Annotated in this window: 10 protein-coding genes and 3 pseudogenes; 4 read left to right on the forward strand and 9 right to left on the reverse strand. The window is 57.6% G+C overall.

Annotated features, from left to right (window positions below):
- The first annotated feature begins 4 nt into the window (after positions 1 to 4).
- The 3 genes from OZX57_RS05060 (at position 5) to OZX57_RS05070 (ending at position 4,133) form a co-directional block, all read left to right on the forward strand.
- Positions 5 to 2,659, forward strand: coding sequence for an energy-coupling factor transporter ATPase (locus OZX57_RS05060; RefSeq protein ID WP_277161647.1), 2,655 nt, complete (start codon positions 5 to 7; stop codon positions 2,657 to 2,659).
- Positions 2,660 to 2,787: 128 nt separating this feature from the next.
- On the forward strand, positions 2,788 to 3,000 hold the full coding sequence (locus OZX57_RS05065; RefSeq protein ID WP_277161648.1) for a hypothetical protein: 213 nt from the start codon (positions 2,788 to 2,790) through the stop codon (positions 2,998 to 3,000).
- A complete protein-coding gene (locus OZX57_RS05070) occupies positions 2,997 to 4,133 on the forward strand; it encodes an amidohydrolase family protein (RefSeq protein ID WP_277161650.1) in 1,137 nt (378 codons plus the stop codon). The genes OZX57_RS05065 and OZX57_RS05070 overlap by 4 nt, the downstream gene beginning before the upstream one ends.
- A gap of 265 nt (positions 4,134 to 4,398) precedes the next feature.
- On the opposite strand, the gene OZX57_RS05075 is transcribed toward OZX57_RS05070, so the two are convergent.
- From OZX57_RS05075 to hisS, 9 genes and pseudogenes are all read right to left on the reverse strand, one after another.
- Positions 4,399 to 5,391, reverse strand: coding sequence for a D-2-hydroxyacid dehydrogenase (locus tag OZX57_RS05075; RefSeq protein ID WP_277161652.1), 993 nt, complete (start codon positions 5,389 to 5,391; stop codon positions 4,399 to 4,401).
- A gap of 40 nt (positions 5,392 to 5,431) precedes the next feature.
- Positions 5,432 to 6,860: pseudogene (locus OZX57_RS05080) on the reverse strand (replication-associated recombination protein A).
- Positions 6,861 to 6,927: 67 nt separating this feature from the next.
- A complete protein-coding gene (locus tag OZX57_RS05085) occupies positions 6,928 to 9,498 on the reverse strand; it encodes a DUF3516 domain-containing protein (protein WP_277161654.1) in 2,571 nt (856 codons plus the stop codon).
- A gap of 193 nt (positions 9,499 to 9,691) precedes the next feature.
- The gene (locus OZX57_RS05090) at positions 9,692 to 10,831 is read right to left on the reverse strand and encodes an amino acid ABC transporter permease (RefSeq protein WP_277161656.1); all 1,140 of its coding nucleotides are present in this window, start codon (positions 10,829 to 10,831) and stop codon (positions 9,692 to 9,694) included.
- Positions 10,832 to 10,835: 4 nt separating this feature from the next.
- Complete coding sequence (locus OZX57_RS05095) at positions 10,836 to 11,513, reverse strand: ABC transporter permease subunit (RefSeq protein WP_277161658.1); 678 nt, start codon at positions 11,511 to 11,513, stop codon at positions 10,836 to 10,838.
- Positions 11,510 to 12,334 carry a glutamate ABC transporter substrate-binding protein gene (locus OZX57_RS05100; protein WP_277162945.1) on the reverse strand — a complete coding sequence of 275 codons (825 nt, stop codon included), beginning with the start codon at positions 12,332 to 12,334 and terminating at the stop codon, positions 11,510 to 11,512. The genes OZX57_RS05095 and OZX57_RS05100 overlap by 4 nt, the downstream gene beginning before the upstream one ends.
- A 183-nt stretch (positions 12,335 to 12,517) precedes the next feature.
- A complete protein-coding gene (locus OZX57_RS05105) occupies positions 12,518 to 13,300 on the reverse strand; it encodes an amino acid ABC transporter ATP-binding protein (RefSeq protein ID WP_277161660.1) in 783 nt (260 codons plus the stop codon).
- Between the two features lie 225 nt (positions 13,301 to 13,525).
- Complete coding sequence (aspS, locus tag OZX57_RS05110) at positions 13,526 to 15,325, reverse strand: aspartate--tRNA ligase (RefSeq protein WP_277161662.1); 1,800 nt, start codon at positions 15,323 to 15,325, stop codon at positions 13,526 to 13,528.
- A gap of 56 nt (positions 15,326 to 15,381) precedes the next feature.
- Positions 15,382 to 16,781: pseudogene (hisS, locus tag OZX57_RS05115) on the reverse strand (histidine--tRNA ligase).
- Positions 16,782 to 16,872: 91 nt separating this feature from the next.
- Here hisS and OZX57_RS05120 point away from each other — a divergent pair.
- Positions 16,873 to 18,383: pseudogene (locus tag OZX57_RS05120) on the forward strand (DUF349 domain-containing protein).
- Positions 18,384 to 18,566 lie beyond the last annotated feature (183 nt).

Raw genomic sequence — 18,566 nt, forward strand, 5'->3', positions numbered from 1 at the left:
CACCATGAACACTGCTTTCGACAAACCAACCGACGCCGGGCCTTCCTCGCCGACCAACGAGCCAGGCCTGTCCGCCAGCCTGCACGATGTCGGATTCAGCTATGACGGCGGTACCTCATGGGTGTTGAACGGCATCGATCTCGACATCAAGGTCGGCGAACGCATCTGTCTGGTCGGGCCGAACGGCTCGGGAAAATCCACGCTGGCTCGTCTTATCGCCGGCCTCTCCTCCCCGGACAGGGGGTCAATCGCCCTTCTTGGCTATGACGTGTTCCACGACGGCAAGCCCAACAGCGGCCTCTACCGTAAGGCCCGCAAAGGCATCGGCGCGGTCTTCCAGAACCCGATGGACCAGATCATCACCACTGTGGTGGGCGATGATGTCGCGTTCGGGCCGGAAAACCTCGCCCTTGCCCCGGATGTAATCACCACGCGCGTCCACGAATCGTTGGACGCCGTGGACATGGAAGGCACTCTGTTTGATGACCCGTCGCGCATGAGCGGCGGTCAACAGCAACGCATCGCCATAGCGGGCATTCTCGCCATGGCGCCGTCGATGATCGTGCTCGACGAACCCACAGCAATGCTCGATCTTGCAGCACAACATGACGTGTTGGATGTCCTCGATAACCTGCAGCATGAGGGAACCACCATCGTTCATGTCACTCATCGGCCCGAGGAACTGAAACATGCCGATCGCATTCTGAGTCTGGAAGATGGCGAACTCGTCGAATTGACCCCAACTCAGGCCGCTTTGAAGCTTTCGGTGACCAATGCCGACGACACTGGTTTGCTGAAACCGGATGGTCTCATCATCGAAGGTGGTAGCAGGAAAGACAATGGCCTAAAAACCGATGGTGCGCTTAATGGCAGCGCAAAAGAAGACGTCAATCGCACCATTAACCATTCACAGACCGAATTCCAGGCAGCAGCCTCTTCGGACACTGCGGCGAGCGCCACAAATGCGCCAGCGAGCGACAATGCTCCTGCAATCACCGCTGAACCGGCCATCCGTTTCGACCATGTCTCCTACCGTTATCCCAAGTCCGACAAGGACACCCTGCATGATTTTTCGATGACCATCAAACAGGGCGAGATCGTGGCCATCATGGGTCGCAATGGCACGGGCAAGACGACCCTTACCCGGCTCATGTCTGCGTTGTCGAAGCCCGACAGCGGCACTATCCAGGTCTCCGGCATTGACCTCAGTTCGATGTCGCGCCGCGACAAAAAAGCACTGCGCTCAAGTGTCGGACTGGTGATGCAGCAGCCGGAACAACAGCTTTTCGCCGAAACGGTACGGCAGGATGTAGCCTATGGGCCAAGCAACCAGGGGCTTCCGGCGCAAGTAGTAGACCAACGCGTCAACCGTGCCTTGACTTTGCTGGGTATTGACGGGCTTGCCGACCGTTCGCCGTTCTCGCTTTCCGGGGGTCAGCAACGCTTGACCGCCATTGCCGGCATCATCGCCTGTGAACCGCGTATCCTCATCCTCGATGAACCGACCGCCGGACTTGACGCGAGCGCCAGCGAACGCATCTATGCGCTGATACGCACGCTCAACGCCCACGGCGTCACGATAGTCCTGATCACTCATTCCCCTCGTCAGGCACGGCAATTGGCCGACCGGGTAATCACCTTGGGCGGAGTCGAGCAAGGCGACAAGTCCCAAAAAGACAGCAATCACCATTCACGCAATGATTCCGGCCCGAACACTGCAATCGATAAGGCAATTGATACCGATACTTCCGTCCATGCATCAGCAGCGGGGAACATCGACCAACCGCGTCAACACACGTCTGACGAGAAAACGGCAACATCCGGCAATGCCGACCAAGTCGGCGCAGCCAATCAACCCACCCCACCGGCTCAACGCCAGAGCATCATCGAACGCCTCGACCCACGTGTCAAACTAATCGTATTCCTCGTCCTGATGTTCACTTCGTTTATGGTCACTTCCCTGCCGCAACTGGCGCTGACCGCTGTAATGGTTGTCATACTGGCTGCCGCCGCGAAGCTCGGGCCAAAGCTGTTGTTCCGCTCGATGAAGGGATTCCTCATACTGCTCGCCGTGATGGGTGTCATCAATATGCTCTTCGTACGCACCGGCAGGCCTCTGGTCTCCATCGCCTCCTTCCCCATTACCGATGATGGCGTCATGGCGGCGATACTCTACACCTGCAGATTCGGGCTGGTCATTCTGCTGGGCATCATCCTGCTGCAGACCACCACGCCCACCGCGTTAACCGACGGATTCGGCTCTTTGCTTTCGCCGTTACGCAAATTCGGTCTGCATACCCAGGAACTGGCTTTGGTGATGAGCCTGGCGCTGCGTTTCCTGCCGACACTGGCGGCCGAAGCCCGCAACATCATCGACGCGCAATCGGCCCGTGGAGGCAGCATCGAAACCGGTTCACCCACCCGTCGTCTCAAGGCACTGGCGGCCATTGTCGTTCCGATTTTCGCCGGTGCGCTGCGCCATTCCGACAACCTTTCGCTGGCCTTGGACGCTCGCTGCTATGAAGAGAACATCGAACGCACCCATTGGCATGCGATGCACGTCGCCCGTCGGGATGTTGCCTTCATCGTGCTCTGCGCACTGTATCTGGCGATATTGCTGACGCTCAAAACAGGACTCGTGGCGGCCCCTCGTCTCTAACTTTCCTGGTTCAGGTTCCAGGAAAAGAAACACGACCCGCGAATTCGTCTCTTTTCTGACAGTCTCAGCCAAATCCTGATAGAGTGAAAGCGAGTTTGTTTTCAAGCTTCACTTTCAAAGGAGACGATATGCACGCACCACGTAATACCGCGATAGAACCTTTCGCCATCGAGCACGCCACTGTCGCCACCGGCGACGCTGATGGCCGTACGTTGAGCGATACCACCATCCTGGTGGACGGTCTTGGCAAGATCCGAGAAATCGGACCGTCCTCGAACGTGGTGGTGCCTCCGGGCTATCACGAGCTGGACGGCACCGGCAAGGTCGTCTCCCCGGCATGATCAACGGTCACGTCCACACCTTCTCGCAGGGCAAGCCGCTCGACCCCAAGGGCAGCACTCCGGAAGGCCAGCGCAAGACCGCCAAAATCATGCATTCGGCGCCAGGCAAGCTCTTCATGTATGAGACCAGCAAATCCAACATCATGACGCTGCTGAACTCCGGTGTCACCACCATCCGCACGGTCGGCGACGTCGGCTATGAGGTCGTCGCCATCCGTGACCGCATCAACTCCGGAAAGATGGTCGGTCCGCGCATCATGGCTGCAGGCCCGATGCTCGCGATTCCCGACGGCCACGGCGCACCGCTGGTCGCCATGGAAAGCACCACCCCCGAAGAAGCGCGTAGCGAGGCCGAATACAGCATCGACCACGGTGTCAACGCCCTGAAGATCGCGGCCACCGGTGGTGTCACCGATTCTCAGGTACCCGGCGAGGCCGGCGCTCCGCAGATGACCACCGAGCAGATGAGCGCTATTTGCGAGGCCGCACACGCCAACGACATCATCGTTGCCGCTCACGCCCAGAGCGTGGAAGGTGTTCGCCGCGCACTGAAGGCCGGCGTCGACACCATCGAACACGGCTGCGAGCTGGACGACGAACTGACCGAGCTTTTCCTGAACAATCCGAACTCACTGCGCGGCTGGAGTGCTCTGGAGCCTACGCTTTCCGCGGGCCTGCCGATGAAGTATCTTTCGCAGGAAACCTTGAACATGACCGACGTCCAGATGCAGAACTCCGTCCCTGTAATTGAGGGTATGGTCAATGGCGCACGTCAGGCGCATGAAGCCGGCATCAAGGTCGGCGTCGGCACCGACACCGCCATGCCGTTCGTACCGCAGTATGGCACCTGGCGCGAGATGGCCTTGCTCAACCGTTTTGCTGGGTTTACCCCTGCCGAGGCCTTCCACGCCGGCACGCAGGTCACCGCCGAGATTCTCGGTCTAAGCGATGAAACCGGGTCGCTTGAGGTCGGCAAGTCCGCCGATCTGCTGGTGCTCGAGGAGAACCCAGTCGATAACCTGCGTACGCTGGAGAAGCCGCTGCTCGTGGTTGCCGCCGGTCATCCGATCTTCCACCCGCAGGTCGAACGTTTCGACGACATGGAAGCTCAGCTGGACGAAGCTTATAAGTAAAGCAATCATCATTTTCATCAGCTGATTCCGCTTCATTACATCGGACGATGAAAGGAAAATCCGCCACCTTACAACATTGAGGTGGCGGATTTTTATACGTCAGATACGAACATCGACCCATTCGGATAATCAAGGTAACCCGGTCACATCGAATAAGCAACCTTTCGTTCCCATCAATGACAATGTGGTCCAATTCTAAGAAGAACTGGACCACATTTATCAAATGCACGAGTCGGTAGAAACCAACCTGGCAATACCCAACCGTTTAGCGATGCGCGTTGTCCTGCAACGGCTCACCATTGGCATACCGACGTACGTTGGCCACGGCGATGTCGACGATATGGGCATCGTTGCTGGCCAGGTGGCTGCCGCCGGCGACATGCGGGGTCATGAGGCATCGAGGTTCGTTCCAGAGCGGATGGGTAGGCGGCAACGGTTCCGTCTCGAAGACATCGAGCCCGACACCACGAATGGCATTATGCTTCAACGCTTCGGCCAAGGCATCGTCGTCAACCGCGTCTCCACGGCCTCCGTTGACGAGGATGGCATCTTTCTTGAGCATCGCAATCCTACGTACATCAATCAGATGATGGGTATCAGCCGCTCTCGGAAGCGACAAGGCGACCACATCAGCCTGCGGCAACAGCTCATCGAGCTCGTCGAAGCCATGCATCTCATCGATGCCCTCAACGGATTTGTCGGCACTGCGACGCACACCAACGGTATGCATGCCGACACCCTTGGCAAGACCTGCGAAATGCGAGCCGATATCTCCGGTACCGATGACCAATGCCGTTGCACCGCGTGGGGTGAGCACGCTGCCCTCGTCCTGCCAACGATGAGCCGTCTGGTCACGGACATAGAGTTCGAGGTTCTTCATCAACGCCCACATCATCGCAATCATGTGTTCGGAAACCGACTGCCCGTATGCGCCGGTCGCACTGGTGACGGTCACACCTTCCGGCAGCACACCGGGTTTGATATACGCATCGACTCCCGCGCTCCAGGTCTGCAGCCATTCAAGATTGGTGAATTGCGGAGCCAAAGCCGGATCGAAATTGCCCAGTACCGCCGTGGCACGCCCACGCAATTGCTCGGGAATCTGCGCCTTCACTTTCATGTCGCCATAGTTCTTAGGATCCCCGCAGAACTCAATGGGAACATCTCCGGCAGCTTCGATGAACCGTTGCTTGTCCTTTTCGTCAACAGGTATGCAATTAACGATGAATTTGCCGTCTTTGCCATCTTGCTGAGTCATATTTAGCCCTTCTCATAATGACACGTTTTACGGTTTAATACTAACCGTTGTTATGGTTGCGCTCTTGCCCGTCAGAGGAATCATTACCTGCTGATCCGTTTGTCTGCCCGTTGCCACCATGCAGAATCTCGCGAATCTTCTCGAGTCTTGGCCCGACCTCACGCTCATAACCTCGGTCGTTGGGGTGATAATATTCACGGCCCACCAGCTCATCGGGCATGTATTGTTGCGTGGCGACGCCACCGGGCACATCATGCGCGTAAATGTAGCCTTCTTTGTTGCCCCAATCCTTCATGAGCTTGGTCGGGGCGTTACGCAGCCAGAGCGGCACCTGACCGATCATTCCCGCATCTACGTCGGCGAGCGCCTGGTTGATGGCATTGTAGCTGGCATTGGATTTGGGTGCCGTGGCCACGGCGATAACCGCTTCTGAAAGTATGATCCGTGCCTCGGGCATACCAACCATGGCTACAGCCTGTGCCGCGGCGACGGTAACCTGCAAAATCTGCGGAGCAGCCATGCCGACCTCTTCGGCCGAGGCAATCATGATGCGTCGGGCGATGAATCGCGGGTCCTCCCCGCTCGCAGCATTCGTGCCAGATAGTGCAAGGCGGCATCCGGGTCTGAACCCCGCATCGATTTGATGAATGCGGAGGCGACGTCGTAATGGTCGTCGCCGTCCTTGTCGTAACGCACGGTAGCGGAATCCATGACCTTCGAGACGATATCGGGGGTGATGATCGGTTTGCGAGCGCCTTTTTGCGTTCTTTATCGCCGGTGACCGCACCGGCGGCCGCCTCGAGGATCGTCAGCGTCTTACGCCCGTCTCCCCCTGCCATGCGAATAATCTCATTGATGCCCGCGTCGCTGGCTTTGACTTCGCCCTTGAGACCATGTTCGCTTTCCAACGCACGGGTAATCAGCGTTTTGAGGTCGTCAGGTTCCAGCGACTCGAGCTTGACCACCACCGACCGGCTTAGCAACGGTTTGTTGATGGAGAAACTCGGATTTTCCGTGGTGGCGCCGATGAAGGTGACATCACGGTTTTCGACGCTGGGAAGCAATGCATCCTGCTGGGATTTGGAAAAGCGGTGCACCTCATCGATGAACAGCACAGTCTCCCGCCCCTGTGTCACCAAGCGTTCGTGGGCTCGATCCAACACCGCGCGCACATCCTTGACTCCGGAAGTGACGGCGGAAAGCTCTTCAAAATCGCGTCCGGATTGCTGCGCGACAATATAGGCCAACGTGGTCTTGCCGACTCCCGGAGGACCAAAAAGGATAATCGAACTCGGCGCAGTCAATGACCCCTTCGACGCAGGACTGGCAAGCCGACGCAACGGCGAGCCTTCGCCCAACACCTGTTGCTGGCCCACCACGTCGTCAAGAGACACCGGCCGCATCCGCACGGCCAGCGGGCGGGTCACGTCTTCTGGCGCATCAGCGGCACTGAACAAATCTTCGGTCATGCCTTCACCTTATCCCATCGTTCGAACATTTGTTCGGTTCCTTGCTAGATTTCAAAGACCGAGCTGATCAATCAAGTCCGTCATCGCTGACTCGATAATCCACGAAGACCACCTCACCGCTTTCCTGCGTGGCATCGAGATCGACGGTGCCGGTGATGGCCCAGTCGTGGTCACCGTCGGAATCATCGATGATCTGCCGTACCTTCCAGGTGTGTTCCTTGGCCTCATTGGAGTCGTCCAAGATGAACAGCTTGCCGCTGCGGGCCTTCTGATCGATGCCGACGTATTCGTGTTCGTCGTAATAATCGTCCAGTGCATCCTCCCATTCGTGCACACCATAGCCCCAGTCCTTGTCGAGCGCACCGAGCTCTTCCGGCCTGTCCTGGTCCATGAGCTGAATCCGGCGGAACATGGCGTTGCGAATAAGCACGATAAGTCCTCGCCTATCCTCTACCACAGCAGTCTTGCCGCCGGGAGCGGCGGCGGTGAGCCCAGCGTTTTCTGCATCGGCAGCCGTCTCGCCGCCGGCGTTCTCCCACTCGTCCACAAGACTGGAATCGACGGAACGCACGACCACACGTAGCCACGAGATGATGTCCTCAAGTTCATCGTTGCGTTTTTCGACGGGAACCGTTCGCGCCAAGGAACGGTAAGCGTCAGAAAGATAGCGCAGAAGCGTGCCTTCGCTCCGGGCAATGTTGTATCGGGCGATGTAGCCGGTGAAATCACTGGCCGTCTCGACCATGTCGCGCACCACCGATTTGGGACTCAACTCATAATCATTGGCCCAGGGCACATCATGGCGATATTCATCGAACGCTGCATCAAGCATTTCCTCAAGCGGCTTGGGCCAAGTGACTTCCTGCAGCTTGTCGATGCGCTCGTCGTAGTCGAGTCCATCGGCCTTCATTTCGGCCATCGCCTTATCGCGCGCCTGTCGTTGCTGGGCTTTCAAAACCTGCTTGGGGTCTTCAAGCGTCGCTTCGACCATCGAGAGAACGTCGAGCGCATAAGTGTCGGATTCAGGCTCGAGCAGTTCCAGCGCCGCCAAGAGGAACGGCGAAAGCGGCTGGTCAAGCGCGAAATTGTCCGGCACCTCAACGGACAGGAAATAATCCTTTCCGCCGCGGTCATTGTCTTCCGCCTCGATGAAGGACGAATCGAACATGGTTTGGAAGATCTCATCGGCACGCTCGTGCAGATGCTCTTTCTGCTCAGGTGTTTGCGAGGAATCGTCGATGAGCTTGTCGATGCGAGCGCGCGCATCGCCGCCTTGCGCCACCTCGTTCAGAACCATGGAGTGGCTGATCTTCATGTGCGGCACCAACGTTTCGGGCTCAGCCTCGATGAGCTTGTCGAATGTGCCTTCGTTCCACGTGACGAAGCCTTCCTGGGGCTTCTTGCGCTTGATCTTCTTGAGTTTTTTCGGGTCGCCATTAGCCTTGGCGATGGCCCGGGCGTTCTCGATCTCGAATTCGGGGGCCTCCGCCACCACCAGCCCTTCGGTGTCGAATCCCATGCGTCCGGCACGTCCGGCGATCTGATGGAATTCACGAGCGCGCAATTTGCGCATTTTGAATCCATCGAATTTGGTGAGCTGGGTCAACACGACCGAATGAATCGGCACGTTGATACCGACGCCAAGCGTATCGGTGCCACAGATGACCGGAAGCAGACCTTGCTGCGCGAGTTGTTCGACCAAGCGCCGGTAGCGTGGCAGCATACCCGCGTGATGAATGCCGACTCCGGTGCGCAACAGTCGTTGCAGAATCTTGCCGAATGCCGTGGTGAAGCGCGTTCCCTTGATGGCTTCGGTGATGGCCTTGCGCTGTTCCTTGCTGGAAACACCCGTGCTGGCAAGCGCCTGTGCGGTTTCAAGCGCCGCATCCTGCGAAAAGTGGACGACGTAGATGGGGGTATCGCTGCGATTGAAGAGCAGTTCGACCGTGCCGGCGAGCTGTTTGTCGGTGTATTCGTAGCTCAGCGGCACCGGCCTCGGCGCATCGTCGATGACATCTACATCGCGCCGAGTCATGTCCTCGAGCTTGTCGGCGATGGCGTTGACATTGCCGAGCGTGGCGCTCATCAGGAGGAACTGAGTCTTGGGCAGCGTCAGCAGCGGCACCTGCCAAGCCCAGCCGCGGTCAGTATCGCCATAGTAATGGAACTCGTCCATCGCCACGCAGCCGATATCGGCGTTCACGCCTTCACGCAACGCTTGGTTGGCCAGAATTTCGGCAGTGCAGCAGATGATCGGCGCATCAGAATTGATGCTGGTATCGCCGGTAATCATGCCGACATTGTCACGGCCGAATGCCTCTACCAAGTCAAAGAATTTCTCGGAGACCAAGGCCTTGATCGGCGCAGTGTAATATGAACGCCGTCCGGTGCACAACGCCGCAAAATGCATGCCCAATGCCACCAACGATTTGCCAGACCCGGTTGGCGTGCTCAAAATGACATGGTCTCCGGCCAGCAGGTCCATCACGGCCTCTTCCTGATGCGGCCACGGGTCGATTCCCTTGACATCGTGCACCCATCCGAAAAACCTGTCATAGATCTCGTCGGCATCGATATTATGCCTCTCGTCCCCGCTGCCGTCCCAGCTAGGCGCCAATTCCCCTAAACTCTGTGTCATAACCCCAACTCTATCGTCCGCTCGCTACTCTTCACTGTTATTTCAGCATAGAGATCTCTTCAGCTCACCATTATTCACAAGTAATATCGCCTTCCCGTCCCACAACCTACCTGTCAAAGCAGGTTTACGGACAAAGAAATGGTGACCACTGTGAAAAAACAATGGTCACCATTTCAAAACTTACGACAGCAGGTTATTCATCCTTGTGTCCGTCAGACTTGTCCGTCTTCGGATGAGACTTGAGTCCCGGAATCGGGATATTAGGAAGCTCGATATGGTCGGAGTCCTTGGCGCTGTCGGGATGTGTAGCGTCATAGCCCTGCATGTAGCGCGTTTCCCTCCAGTGATGCACGGAGGCATTGGTGCCACGATGATGGATGTGGTATTGGCCGGGAGCACCACCATAGCGGTCCTCGCCCAATTCCTTGGCCACGGCAATCTGGTTGACATTGGAGGCATCCATGATGGCGATCGGGGCTACGGCTTCAGGCTCGGCGGGAGCTGCGGTGCGTGCCTGCATACGGCTCGGGAGCCATTCGGCGAGCTTGGACAGCAACGCGCAGACGATGAAGTAGACCACGCCTGCAACGACCAATGTCTGCAGAATGTTGAAGTACATCGAGCCCAGACGGCGCGATTCCTGCAACAGATCCGTGTACATGATGATCGAACCGAGCGCCGTATCCTTCAAGACGACGACCAGCTGGGTCACAGCGGCCGGCAGCATGGCGTAGATGGCCTGCGGGACTTCGACCTGCATCAACGACTGCGTGGTGGTCAAGCCAAGGGCCAGCGAAGCCTCGCGCTGACCGCCGGGCAGGTTGCCCACACCGCTTCGTACCAATTCCGCGACCACGGAACCGTTATAGAGAATCAGACCGAGTACGACTGCCCAATAGGAGGCGCTTTGAATACCCATGAAGGAGAAGAGTCTCCAGAAGAAAATCATGAACATCAGCACCGGCACCGCGCGGCAGAATTCGACGATGACGCCGGAAACCGCTCGTACGATTCCACTCGGCAGCAGCCTGCCGATACCGAAAATCAGACCGAAAACAACCGATCCGATAACCGCCAGCACAGCCGCCTTGATCGTCATCCAAAGCCCCGGCAGATAGAAGTCAGTCCAGGCCTCGCCGTCTAAAGCGGGCTTCCAGAGCGCCCAGTCCAGCTGGTTCTCGCCATCCGGCGGGTTATGCAGGCGCATGAGAATGAGCACCACGAGAATGATGACGATGATGCCACCAATCCAGTTGGCGATACGAATGTTGCGTTTGCCTTTCGGCCCCGGCTCATCGAAGAGCACGGACGATTCATTGTTGTTCTTGCTCATGCGTTCACCTCTGTACTGCAAGCTTGTTGGAAAGGAACGTGGTCAGCGCCCCGATCGGAATGATCAGAATGACGTAGCCGAACGCGAAGATCAGGAAGATGGCGACGATGGAGTTCGCATGGAATTCAATCATCTCGCTCATCAGGCTGGAAGTTTCGGTGGCGACCGATGCCGCCGCTGCGACCGTCGAATTCTTCAGAAGGGCGATCAGGGTATTGCCCAGAGGCGCGACGGAACCACGAAATGCCTGCGGTAGAATAATCTGCGTGGCCGATTGCATGAAGCTCAGGCCAAGCGCGCGTGCCGCCTCAGCCTGACCGAGAGGCACGGTGTTGATGCCGGAACGCAGGGATTCACAGACGAAGGCCGCCGTGTACAGCGAGAGGCCGGTGACCGCAAGCCAGAAGAAGTTCGTAGCGAAAGTGCTGGAGAACGTGAGCTTGAGCTGGGCGAAAGCACCAAGCACCATGAAGACCATGATAATGGTCAATGGCATGTTTTTGAAGAACTCAACGTAGCCGCTCGCGACAGCACGCAGCGAGGAAATCGGCGAAATGCGCATCATCAGCAGGATGACACCAAGAATCAGCGAGAACAATGCAGACCAAAGCGTCAACTCGATGTTGACAAGGAACGCTCCCGGAACGTTGTACTGGCTGAACAATTGCAGAAATTCATTCATTTCGCGGCTCCCGTCTCTCCGAGGTCCGGTGTCGGCGGATTGTATTTCATATTCGGCTTATATTTCACGCCACGCGTATTGTCGCTGATATAGCGTTGCCATGAACCGTCTTTTTCCATCTGGGCAATGGCCTTGTCGATCTTCTTGGCGAATTTGATATCGCCCTTCTTGACACCGACACCGTAGTATTCCTGCGTGAACGGCTTGCCGATCAGACGCAGCTTGCCGTGGGCGTTGGAGGCGAGACCGGCAAGAATGATGTCATCGGTGGTCACCGCGTCAACGATGCCGCTGAAGAGGGCGGTCGCGCATTCGGCGTAACCGGGCTGCTCCATCAACTGCACTTCGGACGAGAACTTCTTCTTGACCACTTCGGCCGAAGTCGAACCGGTCACCGAGCAAAGACGCTTGCCATTCAGGCTGCCGGGCCCGGTGATGTCATGGTCGTCTTTGCGGACCATCAGATCCTGTCCAGCCACGAAATACGGCCCAGCGAAGGTGACGGCCTTCTTGCGCTCGTCGGTGATGGAATAGCTGGCGACGATCATGTCGACGTCACCATTCTGCAGCATGGCCTCACGCTGCTTGCTCGGCGCTTCCTTCCAGACGATCTCGTCGTCGGAATAGCCGAGTTTGCGGGCAATGTACCGTGCCACGTCAACGTCGAAGCCAACATAGGTGCCGGACTTCTTGAAGCCTACACCCGGCTGATCGAATTTGATGCCGATGCGGATCTTGCCCGCCTCATTGCCCGAGCCGCAGGCGGCTACGGTGAATACGCATGCCAAAGCGCAGAAGGCCGCAAGGACCCTGCGCCACATGCGCGAAAGATGGTTGAATGATGGTTTCATAGATTTTTGCTTTCCCGATACTTCCCCATTCGCTTTTTAGCGGATTAACGATTGATGTTCTTGAATATTTGCGGAAATGTGCGTCACGGTTGCTGACGTCTACCGAATTCCCGGAATCCGATAGATACCGAACCCCGCACACGATATACCGGGTCAGTGCGTAAGAATCTTGGAAAGGAAGTCCTTGGCACGGTCGGTCTGCGGATGGTCGAAGAATTCGTCAGGAGTGCCCTTTTCGAGAATCTTGCCATCAGCCATGAAGACGATGTGGTTGGCCGCCTTGCGTGCGAAGCCCATCTCGTGAGTCACGCAAATCATGGTCATGCCTTCCGAGGCGAGCTTGATCATCACATCGAGCACCTCGTTGACCATTTCGGGGTCGAGAGCGCTGGTCGGCTCGTCGAAGAGCATGATCTTGGGCTTCATCGCAAGTGCGCGGGCGATGGCGACACGCTGCTGCTGACCACCGGAAAGCTGGGATGGCATCTTGTTGGCCTGGCTTTCCACACCAACCCTGGCAAGCAGGTCCATGCCGAGGTCGTCGGCATCCTTCTTGTCCATGTGACGCACCTTGACCGGTGCGAGCGTGACGTTCTGTAGGATGGTCTTGTTAGCAAAAAGATTGAACTGCTGGAAGACCATGCCGACCTCGGCTCGAAGGGTGGCAAGATCCTTGCCTTCCTGCGGCAACGGCTGCCCGTCGATACGGATGGTGCCGGAGTCGATGGTCTCAAGGCGATTGATGGTGCGGCACATCGTGGACTTGCCGGACCCGGAAGGCCCGACGACGACCAGCACTTCGCCCTTGTTGACCTTGAGGTTGATGTCTTTCAGGACATGGAGCTTACCGTAATGCTTCTCAACATGCGAAAGCTCGACCAGCGGATGGCTTTCGCCCATCGCCTGGCTTGACGCGCCGTTTTCGCGCGCTTTCATAATAGTTTCGTTAGTTTCTGACATGAAAAGTAGTATACCTGCACATTGTTACTACATAGTTACCAGCGAAATTATTGCAAGATATCAGCAATTATTGTTGTATATACGCATTACCGTTGTCTAATTTATCTGAAGATACAAATGTGTCCAGTTCACAATGAGCTGGACACATTTGAAAGATGATTCATCTGAAAAGAATCTATAGACTCGAACGAGTCAGAATCTCTACTCTTTATCTTCTTCCGGGTCATAATCGACACCGGTTTCGGCACGCTGGGCATCCGAAATCGGAGCCGGGGCACCCGTCAGCGGGTCGCGACCGCCACCGGCCTTCGGGAAGGCGATGACGTCGCGGATGCTGTCGGCACCGGCGAGCAGCGAGACCGTACGATCCCAGCCAAGCGCGATGCCTGCGTGAGGCGGTGCGCCGTACTTGAAGGCCTCGAGCAGGAAGCCGAACTTCTCCTGGGCTTCTTCTTCGCCGATGCCAAGCACGTCGAGCACACGCTCCTGGATGTCGTTGCGGTGGATACGTACCGAGCCGCCGCCCATCTCCTCGCCGTTGCAGACGATGTCGTAAGAATCGCTCATGGCGTGTTCCGGATCCTTGTCGAACTTGTCGATCCAGTCGGCACTCGGCATGGTGAACGGATGATGCATGGAGGTCCACTTGGAATGACCCACGGCCACATCGTCATCGTCCGGGTCGTCGGTGCGCTTGAAGAGCGGGAAGTCGACCACCCATGTGAAGGCGAACTTCTTCGGGTCGAGCAGGCCTGCACGACGGGCAATCTCGACACGGGCCGCACCCAGCAGCAGCTGAGAAGACTCACGGGCACCGGCCGCGAAGAACACCGCGTCGCCGTCCTTGGCGCCCACGGCTTCCTTCAAACCATTGCGCTCTTCCTCGGAAAGGTTCTTGGCCACGGGGCCCTTCAAGGTGCCGTCGCCAGTGAACTGCACGTACGCAAGGCCCTTGGCCCCACGCTGGCGCGCCCACTCCTGCCATGCGTCGAACTGGCGACGCGGTGTATCGGCACCGCCTTCGAAGACCACAGCGCCAACATAAGGCGCCTGGAAGACGCGGAACGGGGTGTTCTTGAAGTAATCGGTGAGTTCAACGATCTGGTTGCCAAAGCGCAGGTCGGGCTTGTCCGAACCGTACTTGTCCATAGCGTCTTGCCAAGTGATGCGGTCGATCGGCAGCTTGATGTCGTAGCCCTGGGTCTTCCAGATGGCGGCAATGACCTTCTCGGCCATGGCCATCACATCTTCCTGATCCACGTAGCTCATTTCCATATCGAGCTGAGTGAATTCGGGCTGACGGTCAGCGCGGAAGTCCTCATCACGATAGCAGCGGGCAAGCTGGAAGTAACGCTCGACGCCACCGACCATCAACAGCTGCTTCAGCAGCTGCGGGGACTGCGGCAGCGCGTACCAGGAACCGGGCACCAAGCGTGCCGGGACCACGAAGTCGCGTGCGCCTTCCGGCGTGGACTTGATAAAGGTCGGGGTCTCCACCTCAGTGAAGTCCATATCCTCCAACGCGTGACGTGCGGCGCGGGTCATGTCGCTGCGCAGCTTGAGGTTCTTCTGCATGGAAGGACGGCGCAAATCGAGATAACGATACTTCAGACGAACATCCTCGCCTGGAAGCTTGTTCTCGGCCTCGTTCTCGAGGGCGGTGGAAACCTGGAATGGCAATGCATCAGCCTTGGCCAGTACCTTAAGGCTTTCGACCACAACCTCGACCTTGCCGGTGGAAAGGTGCTCGTTCTCGTTGCCGTCCGGGCGCTCACGCACTTCGCCGACGACCTGCACCACGAACTCGCTACGCAGCGGGCGGGCAATCTCCTCGTCGTAGATGACAATCTGCACCAGACCGGTGTTGTCGCGCAAATCAATGAAGGCGACGCCGCCGTGGTCGCGCCTGCGGTCGACCCAGCCCGCAAGGGTTACCTTCTGACCGATGAGTTCCTCGGTCACTTCAGTGGCATGGTGTGTTCTATAAGCCGTTTGGCTCATGCTCCCTCTATTCCTTATCTACTAACCGCTTGAAAACCGCGAGAATCCGCGCTCTTTTACTTGTCCAAAGAGACGGTTTGCTGAGCATACACAGTATCGGGTTGCCATGACTTGACATCGGCGGGGACCTGCTCGCCGGTGATGATGTTCTTCACCTCGTCATGGTCGCTGCCTTCGCCATCACCAGATGCGTCGGCCGGGAACCAGACATACGGGATGCCCAGTTTGTCGGCGTATTTAATCTGCTTGCCGAGTTTCGCAGCCTTCGGCGCCACATCGGCGGCAATGCCACGCTTGCGCAAGGCAGCGGCGATATGGTTGCAGTTCAAACGATCGTCCTCGTTCCAGACGGCCACCATTACGGCTGCTGGCGAGACGCGAGAGGCGTGTGCACCGGCAGTGTGCAGCATATAGGAGACCAGACGCGAGAGGCCGATAGACAGGCCAACGCCCGGATACTTCTTGTTGCCCTGCGAGGCGAGGTTGTCATAACGACCGCCAGAGCAGATGGAACCAAGCTGGTCGGCGCCATCAAGGAACGTCTCATAGACGGAACCGGTGTAGTAATCAAGGCCACGCGCAATCTTCAAATCCGCAATGACGGAGCCCGGACGGGTGATGGCCGCTTCGTCTACGATCATCGCCAACGTGTCGAGGCCTTCTCGGGCGAGCTTGTAGGCATCGCTGTCCTGTGCGATATCGTGCTTGTTGCAGAGCTCGTCGAACTTCTGCAACAATTCCTTGCCATCGGCTGCAGTGAGTTCCGCTAATTCAAGGCATGCACGGGCCTGTACCTCGGTCGCGCCACATTCACTGACGAGCAGCTTGACCACTTCGTCGGCACCGATCTTGTCAAGCTTGTCGATCTCACGCAACACGCCTTCGACGTCAGTCAAGCCAAGCCCGCGATAGAAACCTTCGGAAAGCTTGCGGTTATTGGCATGTACGGTGGCCTTGGGCAGGCCGAACTTACGCAGTTCCTCAAGCGCCTGCACCATCACCAGCGGCAGTTCAACCTCATAGTGGTCTTCCAGCTCGCCGTTGCCGATCACATCGATATCGGCCTGGACGAACTCGCGGAAGCGGCCTTCCTGCGGACGCTCACCGCGCCAGACCTTCTGAATCTGCCAACGCTTGAACGGGAAGGTGAGCTGGCCGGAATGTTCAACCACGTAACGACTCAGCGGAACCGTCAGATCAAAATGCAGACCGAGACGACGCTCGATGGGCGTGTCGGATTCGTGGCCAACCTCCTGCAGACGCGAAAGGAGATAAATCTCCTTGCTTGTCTCGCCCTTTTGAGGAGACTTGATCCTTCCTCCACTGCCCTTGTCTCGATGCCGATGAATCCGTTGAGTTCGAAAACTTTACGAACCGTATCGATGACACGTTGTTCGACCACTCTTTCGCTGGGTAGCCATTCCGGAAATCCTGATATTGATGCGCCTTTTGCCATAACTCCCTATAATAAGTGTTGTTGTGGAAAATCGGGGCATCCGTCTCGATGCCGCAACGCCTGTTACACGAAGACTCTCAAGGAGCTGGCCATGGCCGACGAACAAGTCACTGAATCCGAAAACACCAATGAATCCAACGCGCAGGCAGCGCAGCCTGCCGCGGACGCACAGGCCAGCGCCACGTCCAAACCGGCAGAGCCGGCAGCAGCGCAAGAACCGGCAACGCCTGAGGTACCGAAGACCGGCGACACGCCGGCCGCTTCTGCACCGGCTGTAGCAAAACCGCATGTCCCCTCCCCTTGGCCTTTGCCAAGAAGCCGGCGAAGCACCCGGTCGCAGCTCCTGCTCACACCTACTCCGAGGCCGATGTCAAGGCCGCTGAGGCCTTTGGCCGTGTCGACGACAAAGGCACCGTCTATGTCAAGGAAGGCGAGAACGAGCGCGAGGTTGGTGAGTTCCCAGGAGCCACCAACGAAGAAGCGCTCACGCTCTATGCACGCCGTTACCTTGACCTCAAGGCCAAGCTCGACCTGTTCGCCACACGCCTCAAGGCCGCGAATATCAAGCCTCATGAGATCGATGAATCCGTCAAGACACTTGGCGAAGAGACCACGAACCCGGCCATCGTCGGTGATATCGCTGCACTCAAGGCCCAGTATGAAGAACTGAAGAAGGCCGGAGAAACCAAGAAGGCTGAACTCGCCGAGGCTCGCAAGGCCGCGCTTGAGAAGGCCATCAAGGAGCGTACCGCCATCGTCGAGAAGGCCGAGGCGCTTGCAAATTCGCTGGGAGAGAACACGAATTGGCGTTCCACCGCTGACAAGTTCCGTTCGCTCTTCGAGGCTTGGCAGGAGCATCAGCGCACTAGCATCCGCATCGACAAGCCGACCGCCGACGCACTGTGGAAGCGCTTCTCCGCCGCCCGCACCACTTTCAACCAGCACCGCCGCAAGTGGGCTCAGGCCCGCGACGCCTCCCGCGAGGAGACCAAGCGTATCAAGGAAGAAATCATCAAGGAAGCCAACGAAATCAAGGACTCCACTGAGTGGGGTGCCACTTCGCACCAATTCAACGAGCTCATGGATCGTTGGAAGGCCGCCGGCCGCGCCGGACGCAAGGAAGATGACGATTTGTGGGCCAAGTTCCGCGAGGCTTGCGATGTCTTCTTCAATGCACGTCAGGCCGATCGTGACCAGATGAGCTCCGACGAAAAGGACAACCTCGCCAAGAAGGAAGAGCTGTTGAAGAAGGCCGAGGCGTTGGTACCGGTCGCCGACGAAAAGGCCGCCAAGAAGGCCCGTCAGGCACTGGCAGATATCCAGGACGAGTGGGATCAGATCGGTTATGTGCCTCGCGAGGACATGCGCCGCATCGAAAGCCGCCTCGACGCCGTCGACACCCAGATCAAGTCCGTCGAGGAAGCCGCCTGGAAGAAGAGCGACCCCGAGGCCGACGCCCGTGTCTCCAGTTTCGAGACTCAGCTCAAGGCCCAGCTCGATGAGCTCGATGCCCAGATCGCCGCCGAGTCCGACCCGGCCAAGAAGTCCAAGCTCGAGGCCGAAAAGGCCACCAAGGAGCAGTGGCTCAACGCTGTGAAGTAAAGCCCTGAGCTTTCATAACCCAGCAAAAGTGGCTTGCACCATCAATTTGGTGCAAGCCACTTTTCATATTGCGATTGAATCAAGCCCATCTCCAAGAAGAAACGGGAAGTGAAAGCCGGAGCGCCTGTGTCTCTCATAGGGGCCGGCTTTCGCTTTGCTTACGACGTTGCAGGCAAATCTCGT

Source organism: Bifidobacterium sp. ESL0682, assembly GCF_029392815.1.
Taxonomy (GTDB): domain Bacteria; phylum Actinomycetota; class Actinomycetes; order Actinomycetales; family Bifidobacteriaceae; genus Bifidobacterium.

Excerpts from the sequence above, each read along its gene's own strand:
- OZX57_RS05060 (WP_277161647.1), top strand. The coding sequence starts at position 5 with ATGAACACTGCTTTCGACAAACCAACCGACGCCGGGCCTTCCTCGCCG.
- OZX57_RS05065 (WP_277161648.1), top strand. The coding sequence starts at position 2,788 with ATGCACGCACCACGTAATACCGCGATAGAACCTTTCGCCATCGAGCAC.
- OZX57_RS05070 (WP_277161650.1), top strand. The coding sequence starts at position 2,997 with ATGATCAACGGTCACGTCCACACCTTCTCGCAGGGCAAGCCGCTCGAC.
- OZX57_RS05075 (WP_277161652.1), bottom strand. The coding sequence starts at position 5,391 with ATGACTCAGCAAGATGGCAAAGACGGCAAATTCATCGTTAATTGCATA.
- OZX57_RS05085 (WP_277161654.1), bottom strand. The coding sequence starts at position 9,498 with ATGACACAGAGTTTAGGGGAATTGGCGCCTAGCTGGGACGGCAGCGGG.
- OZX57_RS05090 (WP_277161656.1), bottom strand. The coding sequence starts at position 10,831 with ATGAGCAAGAACAACAATGAATCGTCCGTGCTCTTCGATGAGCCGGGG.
- OZX57_RS05095 (WP_277161658.1), bottom strand. The coding sequence starts at position 11,513 with ATGAATGAATTTCTGCAATTGTTCAGCCAGTACAACGTTCCGGGAGCG.
- OZX57_RS05100 (WP_277162945.1), bottom strand. The coding sequence starts at position 12,334 with ATGTGGCGCAGGGTCCTTGCGGCCTTCTGCGCTTTGGCATGCGTATTC.
- OZX57_RS05105 (WP_277161660.1), bottom strand. The coding sequence starts at position 13,300 with ATGAAAGCGCGCGAAAACGGCGCGTCAAGCCAGGCGATGGGCGAAAGC.
- aspS (WP_277161662.1), bottom strand. The coding sequence starts at position 15,325 with ATGAGCCAAACGGCTTATAGAACACACCATGCCACTGAAGTGACCGAG.